14 protein-coding genes are annotated in these 16,961 nt (G+C 54.6%); 7 read left to right on the top strand and 7 right to left on the bottom strand.

The features are described 5' to 3' along the window. Positions 1-5 precede the first annotated feature (5 nt). Both SBL51_RS14010 and SBL51_RS14005 read left to right on the top strand, forming a co-directional pair. Entirely contained in the window at positions 6-719 is a 714-nt protein-coding gene (locus SBL51_RS14010; protein ID WP_317931619.1) for a 16S rRNA (uracil(1498)-N(3))-methyltransferase, read from the top strand. A gap of 124 nt (positions 720-843) precedes the next feature. Beyond that, a complete protein-coding gene (locus SBL51_RS14005) occupies positions 844-1,326 on the top strand; it encodes a peptidylprolyl isomerase (RefSeq protein ID WP_317931618.1) in 483 nt (160 codons plus the stop codon). A gap of 89 nt (positions 1,327-1,415) precedes the next feature. Here SBL51_RS14005 and aceF read toward each other — a convergent pair whose 3' ends face one another. The 5 genes from aceF to SBL51_RS13980 form a co-directional block, all read right to left on the bottom strand. Next, complete coding sequence (gene aceF / locus SBL51_RS14000; RefSeq protein ID WP_317931617.1) at positions 1,416-3,353, bottom strand: dihydrolipoyllysine-residue acetyltransferase; 1,938 nt, start codon at positions 3,351-3,353, stop codon at positions 1,416-1,418. A 99-nt stretch (positions 3,354-3,452) separates the two neighbouring features. Further along, complete coding sequence (gene aceE, locus SBL51_RS13995) at positions 3,453-6,104, bottom strand: pyruvate dehydrogenase (acetyl-transferring), homodimeric type (protein WP_317931616.1); 2,652 nt, start codon at positions 6,102-6,104, stop codon at positions 3,453-3,455. A 555-nt stretch (positions 6,105-6,659) separates the two neighbouring features. Then, the gene (locus tag SBL51_RS13990) at positions 6,660-9,473 is read right to left on the bottom strand and encodes an insulinase family protein (RefSeq protein WP_317931615.1); all 2,814 of its coding nucleotides are present in this window, start codon (positions 9,471-9,473) and stop codon (positions 6,660-6,662) included. Between the two features lie 54 nt (positions 9,474-9,527). Further along, the gene (locus SBL51_RS13985) at positions 9,528-10,670 is read right to left on the bottom strand and encodes an AI-2E family transporter (protein WP_317931614.1); all 1,143 of its coding nucleotides are present in this window, start codon (positions 10,668-10,670) and stop codon (positions 9,528-9,530) included. Between the two features lie 312 nt (positions 10,671-10,982). After that, the gene (locus SBL51_RS13980; RefSeq protein ID WP_317931613.1) at positions 10,983-11,234 is read right to left on the bottom strand and encodes a sulfurtransferase TusA family protein; all 252 of its coding nucleotides are present in this window, start codon (positions 11,232-11,234) and stop codon (positions 10,983-10,985) included. A 354-nt stretch (positions 11,235-11,588) separates the two neighbouring features. On the opposite strand from SBL51_RS13980, the gene SBL51_RS13975 reads away from it, so the two are divergent. After that, positions 11,589-13,079, top strand: coding sequence for a M48 family metalloprotease (locus SBL51_RS13975; RefSeq protein ID WP_317931612.1), 1,491 nt, complete (start codon positions 11,589-11,591; stop codon positions 13,077-13,079). A gap of 81 nt (positions 13,080-13,160) precedes the next feature. On the opposite strand, the gene SBL51_RS13970 is transcribed toward SBL51_RS13975, so the two are convergent. After that, positions 13,161-13,391: a SlyX family protein gene (locus SBL51_RS13970; RefSeq protein WP_317931611.1), complete on the bottom strand. Its 231-nt coding sequence runs from the start codon at positions 13,389-13,391 to the stop codon at positions 13,161-13,163. A gap of 209 nt (positions 13,392-13,600) precedes the next feature. On the opposite strand from SBL51_RS13970, the gene SBL51_RS13965 reads away from it, so the two are divergent. Then, complete coding sequence (locus SBL51_RS13965) at positions 13,601-14,443, top strand: UDP-2,3-diacylglucosamine diphosphatase (RefSeq protein WP_317931610.1); 843 nt, start codon at positions 13,601-13,603, stop codon at positions 14,441-14,443. A gap of 90 nt (positions 14,444-14,533) precedes the next feature. On the opposite strand, the gene SBL51_RS13960 is transcribed toward SBL51_RS13965, so the two are convergent. Next, the gene (locus tag SBL51_RS13960) at positions 14,534-15,364 is read right to left on the bottom strand and encodes an ion transporter (RefSeq protein WP_317931609.1); all 831 of its coding nucleotides are present in this window, start codon (positions 15,362-15,364) and stop codon (positions 14,534-14,536) included. A 189-nt stretch (positions 15,365-15,553) separates the two neighbouring features. On the opposite strand from SBL51_RS13960, the gene SBL51_RS13955 reads away from it, so the two are divergent. From SBL51_RS13955 to SBL51_RS13945, 3 genes are all read left to right on the top strand, one after another. Continuing rightward, positions 15,554-15,814 (top strand): hypothetical protein, encoded by a 261-nt coding sequence (locus SBL51_RS13955; protein WP_317931608.1) that lies wholly within the window; start codon positions 15,554-15,556, stop codon positions 15,812-15,814. A 29-nt stretch (positions 15,815-15,843) separates the two neighbouring features. Further along, on the top strand, positions 15,844-16,173 hold the full coding sequence (locus SBL51_RS13950; protein ID WP_317931607.1) for a stress response translation initiation inhibitor YciH: 330 nt from the start codon (positions 15,844-15,846) through the stop codon (positions 16,171-16,173). Positions 16,174-16,427: 254 nt separating this feature from the next. Then, positions 16,428-16,961 carry a hypothetical protein gene (locus SBL51_RS13945; RefSeq protein WP_317931606.1) on the top strand — a complete coding sequence of 178 codons (534 nt, stop codon included), beginning with the start codon at positions 16,428-16,430 and terminating at the stop codon, positions 16,959-16,961.

Here is a 16,961-nt window from a genome sequence, read left to right as displayed (position 1 = left end):
ATCTTATGAATCTGCTTATCCTGCGCCGCGAAGACTTTACCGCCGACGATACCGCCTGCGTGAGTGATTACCGCGCCGACCATCTACGCAATATCCATCGACTCGAACCCGGCGACACGGTTCGAGCGGGAATTCTAAACGGAGAGATGGGCGAGGCGGTGGTGCTCAGCATAGATAGCACCGCAGCCACGCTACGCTTCCAAAGCCAACAACCACCGCCACCCGCCCTGCCGCTGACACTGGTGCTGGCCCTGCCCCGGCCGCAGATGTTGAAACGCAGCCTGCAGACGGTGGCCAGTCTTGGTGTTAAGGAGATCTACCTGATTCAAAGCGAGCGGGTAGAGAAGAGCTTTTGGTCAAGCCCGGTTTTGCAGGAGCAACAGCTAACAGAGCACCTGCTGCTGGGTTTGGAGCAAGGGGTCGACACCATTCTGCCCACCATCCATTTTCGTCAACGCTTTCGTCCCTTCGTTACTGACGAGCTGCCCAAACTGATCGCCGGCAAGCAGGCCTGGCTGGCCCACCCGGGTGACTATCCCCCCTGCCCCGAGCGCTGCCTGGAACCCTCCGTTCTGGTGATAGGCCCCGAGGGGGGCTTTGTCAGCCATGAGGTAACGGCATTCACCGAAGCGGGTTGCCAACCCATGCAGCTGGGGCCTCGTATTCTGCGCGTGGAGGTTGCCATCCCCATGCTGCTGAGCCGTTTTTACCCCTACTGATAAATCACACACAGGCCTACCGACAACCGCCAGCTGAATATTTCAGCGGACCGGCAATTAACAGGCGCCAGTAATTCTCTTATACTCGCCGGCTCCCACCATTGAGCAACAGAACTGAACAGCTATGACAATTGAAAAAGACAGTGTGGTGCAATTTCACTACAGCGCGAAAGAGGGTGATACCGAGTTGGAGTCCACCTACGGTGATGAGCCAGTGCTCTACCTACACGGCCACGACAACCTGATGCCCGCACTGGAAGAGGCGCTCAGTGGCAAGTCTGCGGGTGATGACGTCAGCATTACCCTGCCACCGGAGCAGGCGTACGGTGAACGCACCGAAGCCGAGCCGCGCCGCGTCCCCATCAAGCACCTGGTCACTAAGGGCAAGATCAAGCCGGGCATGATTGTGCAGGTGAACACCGAGCACGGACCCATGGAAGCGGTGGTTGTGAAAGTTGGCCTGAAGAATATCGATATCGATACCAACCACCCCTACGCCGGCAAAACCCTCACCTTTGAGATTAAGATCCTGGATGTACGGCCTGCCACCCCGGAAGAGTTGGCGCACGGGCATGCCCATGGTATTGGTGGTCATCACCACCACTAGGCGGAGGTTGCTCAACATGAGCAGCGTTAAGCAAAGAGACCAAGGCCGGGCGCAAAGTCGCCCGGCTTTTGGTTTTTAGTGCGGTAGTTTTAGAGCAGCAACCGCCGCACATCAGAGAGTACGGCAATCAGGTAGGTGAAGAAGCGGCCGCAATCGGCACCGTTGATAACCCGGTGGTCGTAAGAGAGGCTAAGCGGCAGCATATTGCGGGGGATGAACTCCTTGCCGTTCCAAACCGGTTTCATCTCCGCTTTGGAAACCGCCAGAATACCTACCTCCGGGGCATTGATAATTGGGGTGAAGCCCTTACCACCCATGGCCCCCAGGCTGGAGATGGTAAAACAGCCACCCTGCATATCCGCTGGTGACAACTTGCCATCGCGGGCCTTCTTGATAATAGCATTGGCCTCTTCCGCCAGCTGCCAGATACCCTTTTTATCAACATCGCGCAGTACCGGCACCAAAAGCCCGGCGGGCGTATCCGCGGCGATACCGACGTTTATGTAGCGTTTCATAACCAGTGATTCGCCATCAGGGCCGAGCGAAGAGTTAAATTTAGGCTCTTGCGCCAGGGCTGAGGCTACCGCCTTGAGTAAGAAAGGCAGAGGCGTAAGTTTGACGCCACGCTTTTCCCCTTCAGCTTTTAAACTCGTCCGGAAGGCTTCCAGATCGGTGATATCAGCGTCATCAAACTGGGTTACTGCGGGAATATGCAGCCAGTTGCGGTGCATATTGAAGGCCGTAAGTTTCTGGATTTTAGTCATCGGCACAGTTTCAACTTCACCAAACTTGCTGAAATCGACCGTCGGCATGGGTGGAATACCCGCCCCTTCCGTAACCAAGGTGCCACTGGGTTTGTGGCGATCTTTCTGGGCAATAATCTGTTTTACGTAGTTGTCGACATCCTCTTTCAGGATACGACCACGGGGACCAGTGGGTTTGACCTCGTGCAGATCCACCCCCAGCAAGCGGGCATGGGTACGCACTGCCGGGCCAGCGTAGACTTCAGTCGCCCGACTGAAAGCATTGGCCGGCCCATGAGCCAGCGACTCTGTAGCCGGTGCCGCTGCCGGAGTAGGCGCCGATGCGGGTGCCGCCGCCGTAGTCACTGCCGGAGCAGGCGCCGCTGCTGCGGCAACCGGCGCAGCGCCAGCCAGTTCCAGCACGCTGTCTCCGGAGCTGACCTTCTGGCCAACCGCGATCAATACTGCCGTCACCTTACCGGAGGCATTGGCAGGCACCTCCACGGTGGCCTTGTCGGTCTCCAGCACGGCCAAGCTGTCGCCCTCTTTGATCTCCGCGCCCACGGCCACCAACACTTCAATCACCTCGGCGTTGTCAGCCCCTTCGGGTACCGTGGCCACCAGTTTGGCAGCTGCGGTGGCGGCAGGTGCCGGCGCTGACGGCGGCGTCGGTGCGGCCGCGGCCGGCTCGACTGCCGGTGCCGCGGGCGCTGCTGCGCCAGCGGTTAATTCGGCCACCGTATCGCCGCTGGAGATCTTGTCACCAACTTTGATCACCACCACTTGTACCACGCCGGCACTGGTTGCCGGTACTTCTACCGTGGCCTTATCGGTTTCCAAAACCGCGACAGTATCACCGGCGTTTAACTGGTCACCGGGTTTGATACTTACCTCGATAACCTCAGCGCCTTCGACGCCCTCGGGCACGACACATTTAGCGCCAGCAGCCACCGCAATACTGGCAGCCGGTGGTGTTGGCGAAGCACTGGGGGCAGGCGCGGCATTGGCTTCTGGTTCAGCCGCAGCAGGCGCTTCGCCTGTGGCAGCGCCTGCCTCTACCACACAAATGGCATCGCCCTGGCTAACCTTGCTACCCACCTCAACTCGTAATTCCACCACCTTGCCAGCTGCCGAACACGGCACCTCGACGGTGGCTTTGTCTGTTTCCAGGACTATCAACGGCTGCTCTAGCGCCACGTCATCGCCCACAGCAATATACAACTCTATGACTTCAACGCCCTCTGCACCGCCGATATCGGGAACAGTGATTAATTGACTGGACACTGCGTCTCCTTTAAATAAATTCACACCGCAAACGAAAGTACTTTTTGGAGTCGACCGGCAGGCAATACGGCTGCCGGGCTCCTAAATGCAAGCGAATAATTAGCTGGCCATTGGATCCGGTTTTTCTGGATCAATGCCAAAGTCTCGAATGGCTTGAGTCACCTCAGCCGGTTTCACCTTACCCTCTTTAGCCAGAGCACTCAGCGCCGCCACCACGACAAAGCCTCGGTCCACCTCAAAGAAACGGCGCAGCTTGGTACGCGTGTCGCTGCGACCGAAACCATCGGTACCCAGCACGGTGTAATCCCTGGGCATAAAGGGTCGTAACTGTTCCGCATATACTTTTATGTAATCGGTAGCCGCAATGATCGGCCCTTTGGTATCCGCCAACTGTTGGGTAACAAATGGCGTTTTTGCTTCAGCCTCGGGGTGCAGCAGATTCCAGCGATTCACCTTGTGTCCCTCGCGGGTCAGTTCGTTAACACTGGTTAAGCTCCAAACGTCGGCGTCGACGTCATAATCGTTGCGCAGAATCTCCGCCGCCGCTTCCACTTCACGCAAAATGGTACCGCCACCTAAAAGCTGAACTTTTTTACCGGTTTTCTTCTTACCGGCCTTCAAGCGGTACATCCCCTTGATGATCTCTTCCTCAACACCCTTGGGCATCTCTGGGTGAGGGTAGTTTTCATTCATGGCGGTGATGTAGTAGTAACAGTTCTCCTGCAGCTCAAACATATGTTTGATGCCATCCTGGATGATTACCGCCAGTTCATGGGCGTAGCAGGGGTCGTAGCTGCGACAGTTGGGGATGGTGTTGGCCATAATCAAAGAGTGGCCATCCTGGTGTTGCAACCCCTCGCCATTGAGGGTGGTGCGACCAGCGGTAGCACCAATCAGGAAGCCCTTCGCCTGAATATCACCCGCCAGCCAGCAGAGATCGCCAATACGCTGGAAACCGAACATGGAATAGAAGATATAGAACGGCACCATTGGGCAGTCGTAGTTGGCATAAGCTGTGGCCGCAGCCACCCAGGCCGACATAGCGCCCGATTCGTTAATACCCTCTTCCAAAATCTGGCCGCGCTTGTCTTCCTTGTAGTACATGATCTGGCCGGAATCGTGCGGCGTGTATTTTTGGCCGGCGGAAGAGTAGATACCCAGTTGCCGGAACATACCTTCCATACCAAAGGTACGCGCCTCATCCGGCACGATAGGCACAATGCGCTCCCCAATATTGGGATCTTTTACCAGGGTAGAAAGAATACGGACGAAAGCCATGGTGGAGGAGACTTCGCGGTCGCCGGTGCCTTTCAACTGGGCGTTGAAATCCGACAGTGGCGGCGCGGTCAATGGTTTATACGTGGTTAAACGTGCAGGGATCGGCCCATTGAGCGTCTCCCGACGCTTGCGCATGTAGACCATTTCCGGGCTGTCGGGCGAGGGACGGTAGTAGGGAACCTTCTCCAATTGGTCATCGGTCAGCGGAATACCAAACCGGTCACGGAAACGCTTCAGGTCTTCCTTGCCGAGCTTTTTCACCGAGTGGGTTTCGTTAACCGCTTCACCGGAAGCGCCCATACCATAGCCTTTTACGGTTTGCGCCAGAATGACGGTCGGCTGGCCTTTGTGGGCAACGGCTTCGGCGTAGGCGGCGTAGACTTTGAATGGATCGTGGCCACCCCGGTTGAGGTACATGATGTCCTCATCGCTGAGGTCTTTAACCATCTCCAGCAATTCCGGGTATTTACCGAAGAAGTGCTCTCGGGTGTAGGCACCGCCGTTGGCTTTGAAGTTCTGCAATTCACCGTCGCACACTTCGTCCATGCGCTTCTGCAGCAGGCCTTGGCTATCATTCTCCAGAAGTGGATCCCAGTGGCGACCCCACAAGACTTTAATAACGTTCCAGCCGGCACCGCGGAAAACCCCTTCCAGCTCCTGGACGATTTTGCCGTTGCCACGAACCGGGCCATCCAGACGCTGCAGGTTGCAGTTGACCACAAAGATAAGATTTTCCAACTCTTCCCGGCCCGCCAAAGAGATAGCGCCCAGAGTTTCCGGTTCATCACATTCACCGTCACCGATGAAGCACCACACCTTGCGATCACCCCGTTTCACCAGATCACGGGCTGACATATAACGCATCACGTGCGCTTGGTAGATGGCATTGATCGGCCCGAGCCCCATGGAAACGGTTGGGAACTGCCAGTAGTTGGGCATTAACCAGGGGTGTGGATAGGAAGAGAGACCCTTGCCATCCACCTCCCGGCGGAAGTTCTCCAGGTGCTCCTCATCGAAGCGGCCCTCCAGGTAGGAGCGCGCGTACATACCCGGCGATGCGTGGCCCTGGAAGTAGATCAGGTCACCGGGCTGGTCGCCTTCGTTACCGCGGAAAAAGTAGTTAAAGCCAACGTCGTAGAGGGTGGCTGCAGAGGCGAAGGTGGCGATATGGCCGCCCAGCCCCTCGGCATTGTCATTGGCCCTCATCACCATGGCCATAGCATTCCAGCGTATAAGAGAGCGAATTCGGCGTTCCATGAACATGTCGCCGGGCATGCGCTTCTCTTTTGCGGTGGGGATGGTGTTTATATAGGGGGTGGTTATCGCGGGGGGGAGATTGACGCCAACGGCGGATGCTCTTTTGGCTAGATCACGCAGCAGCTTGGCTGCTCTATCGGGCCCTGCGTGGCGTATTAACGAATGAAGTGCGTCAACCCACTCTTTCGTTTCCAGAGAATCAATATCCTCTTGCATTCAACGTCTCCTCAAACTGAATTCAGCCCCATTGTGATCAGGGCTTAAAGCAAACCATAAAATGTTGTGCAAATTAGTATGCTGCCGGCATGCTCAATGCGTATTGAACACTCGATAGATCGGAATAATGATTGAGGAATCACCAAGCTGATTAACGTCAGTTGCCCCTAACAACCCACACCCGGATCGGGTCAATGACATCCCTGTTATTTTTATGAGTTCCGGCCGCCTTCACATCGGCGCGGCCGATTTCAACCTTGTTTATGCCAGTCAATCCTGCGAAATATCTACCCCAACAGTGGGGACCAGCGTGCTGTGAAAAAATTTTGTAGTATTTTTACATATCAGCCCTGAATTTTCTAGAACCTAAGCGCACCAAACGCAGGGTGACTTTAGTCTAGGCCGCCAATAATTGGCAACATAGTAGCTGAAAGGCCGATTCCCGGCGGCCTCAGGCTATTTTTCAGGCAAACTCAGCCGGCCTTGGGCTAAATAAAACAATCGCTAAAATTTTGTAGCAAAACTACAAATCGATAGCGGTGTCGGCAAATTCCGTTAAGGATAAACATAGACGGGGGAATTTGCCTTGTATTTATTTCGATTCTCGATCCAATTTTTTGCAGTGGGCTTATCCTGCCCCTCACCGGCTGCCAACCAGAGCCAGCGCGCGCCTTCCGTTACCCGCGACTGATAAAATTCCCGAAAACTGGCCAGGGTCACCTTATTGACCTCATCGGCCAACTGTTGCCGACGATCAAAACTCCACTGCTCCTGGATGATGTTGTCCCAATAGAACCCCGCCTGCTCGCCCAGGTTTTTAGGGGCCTGCAACAAATCGACCACCAGTGCCTGCTTATGCTGATCCAATTGCTGCTCGGAAGTTAACGCGAACTGGTTCAGGAAGTGAGTCATGGCCGAGTGGATCGCCTCTACCGAGGCTACCGGCGACTGCACCACCAACAACAACCCAGGCACCTGCTTATAGGAGGCATTGGTGGCGAAAACAACGTAGCCCAGCTGCTGCTCTGTGCGCAGATCGTTAAAGAAGTCGGAACTCACTACCTGCTGTAGCAACAACATGCGAGCCTGCTCAGCCAGGGTATCCTCGTGGCCCTGCAGGTAACCCACCAAAGCCTGATCCGGGTGAGCGACCGTCAACCACAACCAATCATCCTTTGTATCCAGTTTCACCACCTCGGCGGGAGGTGCTGTGGTATCAGAGGGTTTATTGAGCAATTGATGGATCGATGTGGCAAACCCGGCGGCATCTTCCGCTGAGAAGTTACCGTACACCAGCACTCTAGCCCGCCCCCCATCAAACAGATGCTTGGCGAAAGCGTCAACATCGTCAAAGGTGACGGCATCCACCACGGTCAACTTCTCTGCACTCGACCACTGGGGCGAGAACACGGTGGAGGCCAACTCAGCAAATAGCTGGCCGTAGGGTGGCTTCTTATCAGCATTGCGCCAATCGCGAATCAGCTGTTGCTTCACCCGTTCAAACACCGGCGCCATGCTCTTGGTGTCGTGCAGGGAGGCAATTATTTTCTGCAGCAGCTCGGCCTGTTTGTCGCTGTAACCCCCCAGTTGAATATCAATACCACGGGTGTTGGCATTAACACCGAAATTCAGTCCGGCCAGGGTCGCCGGGTAGGTGTAGGAGTTGAGGCTCTCTTCAATCATGCGCTCATAAAGTGAAAGCATCACCGCTTCTTTCATGGAGCGGCCTGCGCTGGGCAGTATGGTACGAATCATAACCATGCCCCGCGGTACACCGTAACTGGTATCGGTTTTAAACCACAGCTCGGTTTCATCCATGGTCTGCTTGGCAATGGCCTGATCTTCGGTGCCGGTTAAGAGCGTTAAATCATCCGGCACAAAGGGGTTAGGCTCAGGCAACTTTAACGCTTTCACCAACGCTTTCGGCGCCTGCCACTGTTTACCATTCAGCGAAGCGACACTATAGGGGGTTTGATAGTACTCGCTCTCTTTATCGGCATTAACCTCCGGCGCTGTCGCCTGCAGATAAAGATTGTCCGGCTTCATGTCGGCAAGATAGTTACGAATCAACTTGCGATCGTAATCTTCATAGAGGTAGAGCGAGCGGTAGGCCTCCTCGGCCGGGTACTCCTGCAGTTGGGTGGCCAGAAAGCTGACAGTCTGTTGCGGATCGTGCTTCTCCTGGTAGAGGAAATCGAGCTTGGCCAGCTGCCCCTGCTCCTGATAGCGCCAGGCATCAACGCCCGACTTTTGAATCTTGCGAATACCGGCAAAGACCAGCGCCACCACTTCGTCACGATGCTGCCACCCGGCTTCCGTCAGCCGAATATTGACCTGGAAGCTGCTGTTAAAGCGATCATCGTAGCCGCCACCAGCGCTCAGGGCCTCTGCCCAGCCCTGCTGTTTTAAGATATCGATGATGCTGCCTGGCCCTTCGTGGCCAACCAGATTACCAATGTAATCCAACGGCTTTTTACGGTAATAGGGTTTTACCAAGGGTACCGGAAAGATCAGCGACAGGCTTCGCAACTCCTGCTCTGGAACAATATCCTGTTCCATAGGCAGCGCACCCTTCACAAACAGCGGCTGAGACTTACGGCTGGTGATGGAATCATTTTTGGGTACCGCGCTGAACAGCTTCTCGACCATAGCCTGTAACTCGTCGAGTGATTCCCGGCCAGAGACCACCAGCGCCATTTTATCGGAGGAGTAGTAGCGTTTATAAAACTCGATCAGGTCTTCGCGTACCGGGTCGCCATCGCGATCAGCCAGGGTATCCAGGCTACCGACCGCGAACATCGCCGCCGGGTGTTTAGGGTTGACCACCTCGCGCATGGCATCCAGGTTGCGGCGCATATCATCTTTTATACGCGCACTGTACTCGGAGTTAACCGCATTGCGCTCGCGGCTGACATATTCCGGGGTAAATAGCGGAGCGACAAAAAACTGAGCGAAACGGTCCAGGGCTGGCGCCAAGGCATCAGCCCGTATATCGAAAAAGTAATTGGTGTGTTCAAGGGCTGTGTAGGCATTGTGGCTGCCACCATTGGCGTTGATAAACGCCTGGTATTCATCGGAGTTGGGGTACTTCTCCGTCCCGAGGAAGAGCATATGCTCCAGAAAGTGGGCTAAACCGGCCCGCCCCTCGGGGTTTTCGGCACTGCCGGCAAAGACATCCAGGGCAGCGGCAGCTTTATCAGCATTGGCATCCTGAATAACCAACGCCTTGAGGCCATTTTGCAACTCAAAATAACGATACTGGCGGTCGTCCACATCACTGGTGTAGATGTCAGCCGCCCAACTGGCGGTTGGCAACCACAGACAAACGATCATTCCCAATGGCCAAATCAGCCGCAAAAAAGCTCTCATAAAGTCATATCCATTTATTTAGTTGTGCAGCGCTACAAACGTCTTTAGCAACAGCTACTCTGGTTTTGCTTCTTCTTGTTCTACAGTTTCCGGATTCAGTTCTGCCGGCGGCGCCAGCGCCCCGGCCGCCATTGATTCCGCCAGTTCCGCCTGCGCCAGCGGCCAGGCGTTGACCGTCGCTTTAATCAGTGTGGCCAATGGGATGGCAAAAAAGACCCCCCAAAATCCCCACAGGCCACCAAACACCAATACCGCGAGAATGATCGCTAAGGGGTGAAGATTGACCGCCTCGGAAAACAACAGCGGCACCAGGACATTGCCATCCAGAGCCTGAATCACAGTATAGGCAGCCACCAGGTAGAAAAACTCCCCGGACCACCCCCACTGGAAATAACCCACCAGCGCCACCGGTACAGTCACCGCCGCAGCACCGATGTAGGGAACAATCACCGACAGCCCCACCATCACCCCTAACAAGAGCGCGTAGTTGACCCCCAGCAATGAGAAACAGATATAGGAGACAATACCAACGATGAAGATCTCCATCACCTTACCGCGCACATAGTTGGCAATCTGCTGGTTCATCTCCAGCCAGATGCGGGTCATCACCGGCCGGTGGTGTGGCAGAAATGAGGAGAGCCAGGCCTGTATCTGCACGCTGTCTTTCAGGAAGAAGAAGACCAGCAAAGGCACCAACACCAGGTAGATCAACACCCCCATAAGGATAGGGACATTGGCCAGGGAGAGCGTCAGCAGGGATTGGCCGACATTGCCGAGTTCCTTGCGGGTCATGTCGAGCACTTCCTGAACCTGCACCTGGCTGATCAGGCTGGGGTATTTTTCCGGCAGCAACAGCAACAACTGCTGGGCTTTGGTCAGCATACGCGGCAGTTCGGCAAACAAGCCCCGCATCTGCTCCCAAATGACAGGCATAATCCAAAACAGCGAAACACCAATAAAACCGACAAAGATGAGAAAGGTGATGGTCACCGCCACCACGTGCGGCAGGCCAAAGCCGCGCAAACGCAGAACCAGCCCCTGCAGCAGAAAGGCGATCACCATTCCGGCCAGCATTGGCGCCAGTATGGTACCCATGGTGAAGGTAACCACCAGTGCCACAATAAGAAAAATGACTAGGAGCACCGCCTCTTCATCGGATAGGTAACGGTGTATCCAATTGCTCAAAATTCGTAACACGCTTGATGATCCTTCTATTGGCAGAGCTGTGCGATTGTACGGATGGCTAGGGCCTGTTAACACTAATTTAGCGCCTCTGTTGAGCTTGAAATGAGCTCGATCTAGGCGCGAGCCGCGTAGTTTGGTGGGCCCAAATCAGCGGTGAGCAACAACGAGCGAGCTCATTTCAGGCTCAACCCTTCGGGCTGGGGCCAGTTTTTTGCCCAGCGTTGTTGCCCGCCGCTTATGTAGGCCCACTACATGGCACGTCTGGCGCCTAGCTGGACAAAAAACTGACCTCCAGCAGTGGTGCTAAATTAGTGTTAACAGGCCCTAGGCCTTCTTTTGAACTCGATAAATATATAAGCCATCGCGCTGGCTGAAGCCGAGCAATGGGTTACCGCTGATGCGGCAATAGGCTGGAATATCCTGCTGAGAGGTTGGATCCGAGGCCAAGAGCTCCACAACCGCCTCTGCAGCAAGCGACTTTAGGGCCATTTTCAACTTCAGTAACGGCATTGGGCAGAGGCAGTCGCTAGCGTCCACCTGCAAGACATCGGTTTCATTGTGCGTGGTTTGGCTCATTGGCCCCAATTCTCCGGCTGGCGGGCAGCTGCCCGAGCTGTCTCAAATCGGGGAGCACTATACGCGTCTTGACGGTCACTATTCAATTCCACCACCGGTTTCTATCTCACCACTCTTCGCCCGCTGCCAGCACCGTTAGTCCACTGCCATCGAGCCAATTTGAACCCTATCCGCCTATTGTTATCCAAGCTTTTGAAATTTCTGTGTAACGGCTATGCTTAGCTGGTAGCCTTAGGGTTTCCAGTCCATCATTCAGTTCCCCGCAATCGACAGCTGCGCTCCTAAAAGTCGCATTCGCACCGGCGCCGCATAGCCCAGGAAGCCAGGTTAGTACCAGTCAGAGACCAAGTTATTGTGTTTTACATACCCACCAGCCAAGTAACCAAGCAGACCATCAAACGGTGCACACGCCTCCTTCCGGCCTGCCTGCTACTGGGCTCTTTAGCCAGCCTGCCATTAAGTAGCCTCGGCAACAGCAACAACATTCAACTGCCAGATTTGGGCGATACCAGTTCGGGGCTTATTTCACCGGCTCGGGAGTACAAACTGGGCCAAGCCTGGTTGCGTATGTTCCGCAGCCAGGTAAAAACCTCCTCTGACCCGCTGCTTTACGAATACACAGAGCAACTGCTCGCCGACCTGGCTACTCACAGCCAGCTGAAGAACCAACAGCTGGATCTGATTATTATCCCCAACCCAACCATCAACGCTTTTGCGGTGCCCGGCGGGGTTGTAGGGGTCAACACCGGCCTCTTTCTCTACGCTGAAGACGAAGACCAGATGGCCTCCGTGCTCTCCCACGAACTCGCGCACCTTTCGCAACGGCACTACGCCCGCAGCCTGGAGGCTAGCAGCAATGCCAGCATTCCCACCATGGCCGGTATCCTGGCGGGCTTTATCTTGGCGGCAACCGCCGGTGCCGATGCCGGTATGGCGGCTATTTCAGCGACACAGGCGGCTGCACTTGATCAACAATTGCGCTTCAGCCGGCAAAACGAGCAGGAGGCCGACCGCATCGGCCTGCAAACTCTGATTGCGGCCGGTCGCAACCCAAGCGCCCCGGCCGAGATGTTTGAGCGAATGTTACGCGAAACTCGCTACTCCTCACGGCCACCGGAGTTCCTGCTCACCCACCCGGTAACCGAAAGCCGTATTGCCGATGCCCGCAACCGTGCCAACCGTTTGGCTGAGGCCCCACCCGCCGAGCACAACTACTTCTACTTTATGCAGGCCAGAGCCAAACTGCTGCACGCAGAGAATGCCAACATCGCAGTTCAGATCTTTACCTCAGAGCTGGAGGGCGAAAGCCCCAATGATATGGCCAGTCGCTATGGCCTGGCCCTGGCACTGACCGAAGCCGGGCGCTTCGATGAGGCCAAAGCGCAACTGGCCTACCTGACTGAAATGGCACCCGAGGAGAACCTGTTCACTATTGCCACCGCCAAATTGGAGGCGAAAATGGGCGATTACGACGCCGCCCAATATCGGCTGCAACAGGCACTTAAACTGAGCCCCGACAACCACCCACTCAATACCGCCCTGGCCGAAGTGCTCATGGACGCCGGGCGCTACAGCCAATCGGAGCTGGTACTGACTGAGCACACCAAGCGCCGGCCCAATGATGAATACCTCTGGTATCTGCTGGCAGAGGTGCGCGGGCTGTCCGGCAATATTCTGGGCCTACACCAGGCCCGCGCCGAATACTTCATCCTCAATGGCGTCTATGACAAAGCCCGCAAGCAGATCGACAACGCCCTTAAGTTGGCCAAATCCGACTACACCATCGCCCTGCTGGAACAGCGCAAACGGGATATCGATGAGATGATGGATGAGAACGACTTTTAGGCGGGAGACAACGGCCGAATCGATAGCCAACAGTGAACCATCCAGTTTAACGGCAACCCCCTTTAATAGTAGGGAGGGCGCTTAATAGTGGGGCGGGCGTTCATCACCCGCATCGCGCTCGTCCAGTGTAAACTGCATATCCCGCATGCGCTCTGCCAAGCTGGCAAACTGTGCCGTCAGCATAGTCAGCTCCCGATCCTGGCGACTGATCACCTGGTCGAGGGCGGCCAGGGTATCCTCCTGGAAGCTCACCCGAGTCTGCAACTCGGCCACCTGCTCCCGAAGTTCCACTATCACCTGCTCGGTATTCATCAAACGTCCTCACTCTGTTTGCTTGCGGCAGCAACAAACTGCCACCAATAAATTTATCGGCCAGCCGCAACTGGCGGCCAGCGGCCTTCATAAGATGGTCAAATATCCATCATATTTCTGACATATAGACACCGCATGATGACAGCTTAAAGCAGGGTTAATAGCCTTACGAGCAAGCAAATCACTCCCCACACTCAAAGCCCACATTAATGAAAGCCACATCGACAGACAATGTAGCCCGCAACCGCGCTATCTTTATCTCTGATGTTCACCTCGGCACAAAAGATTGCCAAGCCAGCCAGCTGAACGAATTTCTGAAAGCCAATCACTGCCAATCACTCTATATTGTTGGCGATTTTATCGATGGCTGGCGCATGCGTAAAAAGGTGCACTGGCGCAAAAGTTACACCCGTATAATTCGCCGCATCCTGAAGCTATCCAAACGTGGGGTCAATATCTATTACATCACCGGCAACCACGACGAGTTCCTGCGCAAATTTGCCAACAACCGTTTTGACAACATTCACCTGATCAACAAAAAGGTGCATACCACCGCAGACGATAAAAAATTGTTGGTCATGCACGGTGATCAGTTTGATGGAGTCACCCGCGCGCACACTGTCCTGAAATGGATTGGTGACTGGGGCTATGACCTACTGATGTTTCTCAATCGCCACTTCAACCGGCTGCGCGCGCGTTATGGTTATGGCTACTGGTCGTTTGCCGGCTTTTTGAAAAGCCACATCAAACGGGCGCAGACCTATATCAACGATTTCGAAGATGCTGCCTCCCATTACGCACAAAAGCAGGGGTTCGACGGTATTATCTGCGGCCACATTCACCATGCGTCTATAAAGGAACTCAACGATATCAGCTACTACAATACTGGCGACTGGGTGGAATCCTGCACGGCTCTCATCGAGGATATGAACGGTAAGTTTTCGATCATGGATTGGAAAAACCACAAGCTGCCTCAGGTAACCCACGAACAGGAAGAGCTGATAGTGGAAGAGATCGCCCCCATCAGCGTTTCGGCTGGCAACTGGTCCTAATGCCACAGCGGGTGGTTTATCCATCCGCTTCACATCCCCCACTGATTACTTACAGGCTAGCCAAAGCTGAGTTTGGTTCAGCCTGCTCGTCTATAGATGGGTACGTTTGGGCAACTCCTCGCCACAAAATTTGCAGTAGGTGGCATCGCGTTCATGGCCCACACCATGACAGGCCGGGCAGGCGTGCTTAACCCGCTCACGCATCAGCTCCTGATTCAGCTCCGCCGTTAATATTCCGGTGGGAACGGCAATAATGGAGTAGCCGGTAAGCATGGCCAGGGAGGCGATGATCTTACCCAACGAAGTTTGGGGTGTGATATCACCATAGCCGACGGTGGTGATGGTAACGATGGTCCAATAGATGCTGTTGGGAATACTGGTGAAACCATGCCCCCCCCCTTCGACAACAAACATCAACGCCCCAAAGACGGTGGCCAACACCAGCACTGTGCCGAAAAAGACCAGAATCTTGCGCTGCGAGGCGAGAATTGCCCGGGTTAGTAAATTGGCCTCCTCCAGGTAGCGCATCAGCTTTAGCACTCGGAATATACGCAATACCCTAAGCAGACGAATGACCACCAGGTAGTTGATATTGCCGATAAAGAGGGCGAGATAAGTCGGCAGTATCGCCAGCAGATCGATAATACCGTAGAAGCTGCGCACATAGCGCCAGCGCTTTGGTGTGCAGTAGATGCGCAAGGCATACTCGACACTGAACAGCACAGTAAAAAACCACTCGGCCGCATTCAGGTAGAGTTTGAACTCCACGGCAAAGACCTGCAGCGAATCGAGCATCACTACCGCAACACTGACAAAGATCGAGTAGATAAGTACGAGATCGAAGGCCTTGCCTGCCGGTGTATCTGTGCCAAAAATGACTCTATTTAGATACTCTTTAACGGTCTCTCTCTCTGGCGTCATTCCACTCTGGTCCTGTTACCAACACACCCATCGCTAGCAGTCATTGCCATCGGCTTGGAGGCTATGAAAAATTGTTGCTAAAATCAGCGCCGGCAAAAATTAGCATTCTCTATAAGGCAGGCACTCTTGGTACCCCTCATCAAAATTCTACGTTGTCCACACTGCCAGAAGCCGATGGACAAAGCACTTTTGAAACGAAGCAACCTGCTAAGACCCTTTATCAATCGCCAACCGTTTCCCTGCCCGCACTGCCAGGCAGAGATTCAACTACCGGAAGGGGCGGAAAATTTAACGTCGATAGGCCTGTTTGTGGCCGTTATTTTGGCACCCCTATTCCATTTTTGGCAATTATCGGGGATTAATCCCCTCTACGTATTTACCCTAGGCTCGGCATTGATGTTGTTTGGCTTGTGGAGCCAAAAACTAGTCAAAGCCAAAAATCCGCAATAATTCCGACTGCGCACACTGGGAGACCAACAATGAGCTCTTCGAACAAAAACAGCCGGCTGGTCTACTCAACCGACCAGGGTCGCATTAAAGAGCAAGCGCCGGCGGCGGTCAAAAGCAGCGTCACCGATGGCATTGTACGCGTCAGCCGGGAAACCAAGGGCCGCAAAGGCAAGGGTGTCAGTCTGGTCACTGGTATCGAACCGCAAAAACTGAAAGAGACTGCCAAGGTATTGAAACAGAAACTGGGCGTGGGTGGCGCGGTGAAAGAGGGCGTTATCGAAATTCAATCGGACGACCGAGAAAAAATAAAGCTCACCCTGGAAACCCTTGGCCACCAGGTCAAACTGGCCGGCGGTTAATCTCACCAATCGCTACCCACTAATCGGGAACGGTCTTTGCTCTACTCCTGCTAACAGCATTGCAACCGCTGAAAAGCTAGCGTTTGTAAACGTACGAAAACCATCGAAGGCTTAGCCCGTATAAAATATAAACTCTTAATAATCATAGAGTTAGCATATCTTTTAACGATAACCACCGCCGCAGTAGACAACCACTGTGGCTGCTGGCCCAAGGCTTCGCTGACGAAATATTGGCACTCACGGGTAGGTTAACTATGGACCACGGCATAATCTGGCAACTCATTGACACTAGCGTCAAAGTCATTCTTGGGGCGATTATTACCGGTATGCTGTTTTGGCTGCTGCTCTGGCGCCGACAACAGCCGGTGGAAGATCCCGCCCACAATCGCAAAGTGCAGTTGCTCGAGCAGATTTCGGCCGATGTCGGCGCCGTCAGCCATGCCTTCGCCAAATACTCGGCCCTGCTGGTGGAGTCGATTCGCTACGGCGAGCGTTGGCCAAGCGCCCGGCGTGAAGAGCTGGCCGAGATCAACAAAGAGCTGGTCACCGAGTTTAAGAAACTGGCCGAAGCGGAAGCCACCCTGCTGATGCTGGGTGAAAAAGGGATGGAGAAAACCTTGCGGGTCTACGGTGCGAAAATCGCCATCTTCCGTAAAGAGGTTTATGTTGGGCGGCAGGATATCAGCCAGGAGGAGATCACCAAGTTCAAGGGCGAGATCAACAGCCTGCGCGAGAACTTCTACGACCTGTTAAGCCGCAAATACGATCGCCTGCTGACCGCCCACTAA

The organism is Halioxenophilus sp. WMMB6 (genome assembly GCF_033283405.1).
Lineage (GTDB): Bacteria > Pseudomonadota > Gammaproteobacteria > Pseudomonadales > Cellvibrionaceae > Halioxenophilus.
Note: the sequence above shows the minus strand (reverse complement) of the source record. Positions and strands in the feature narration are given on the sequence as shown.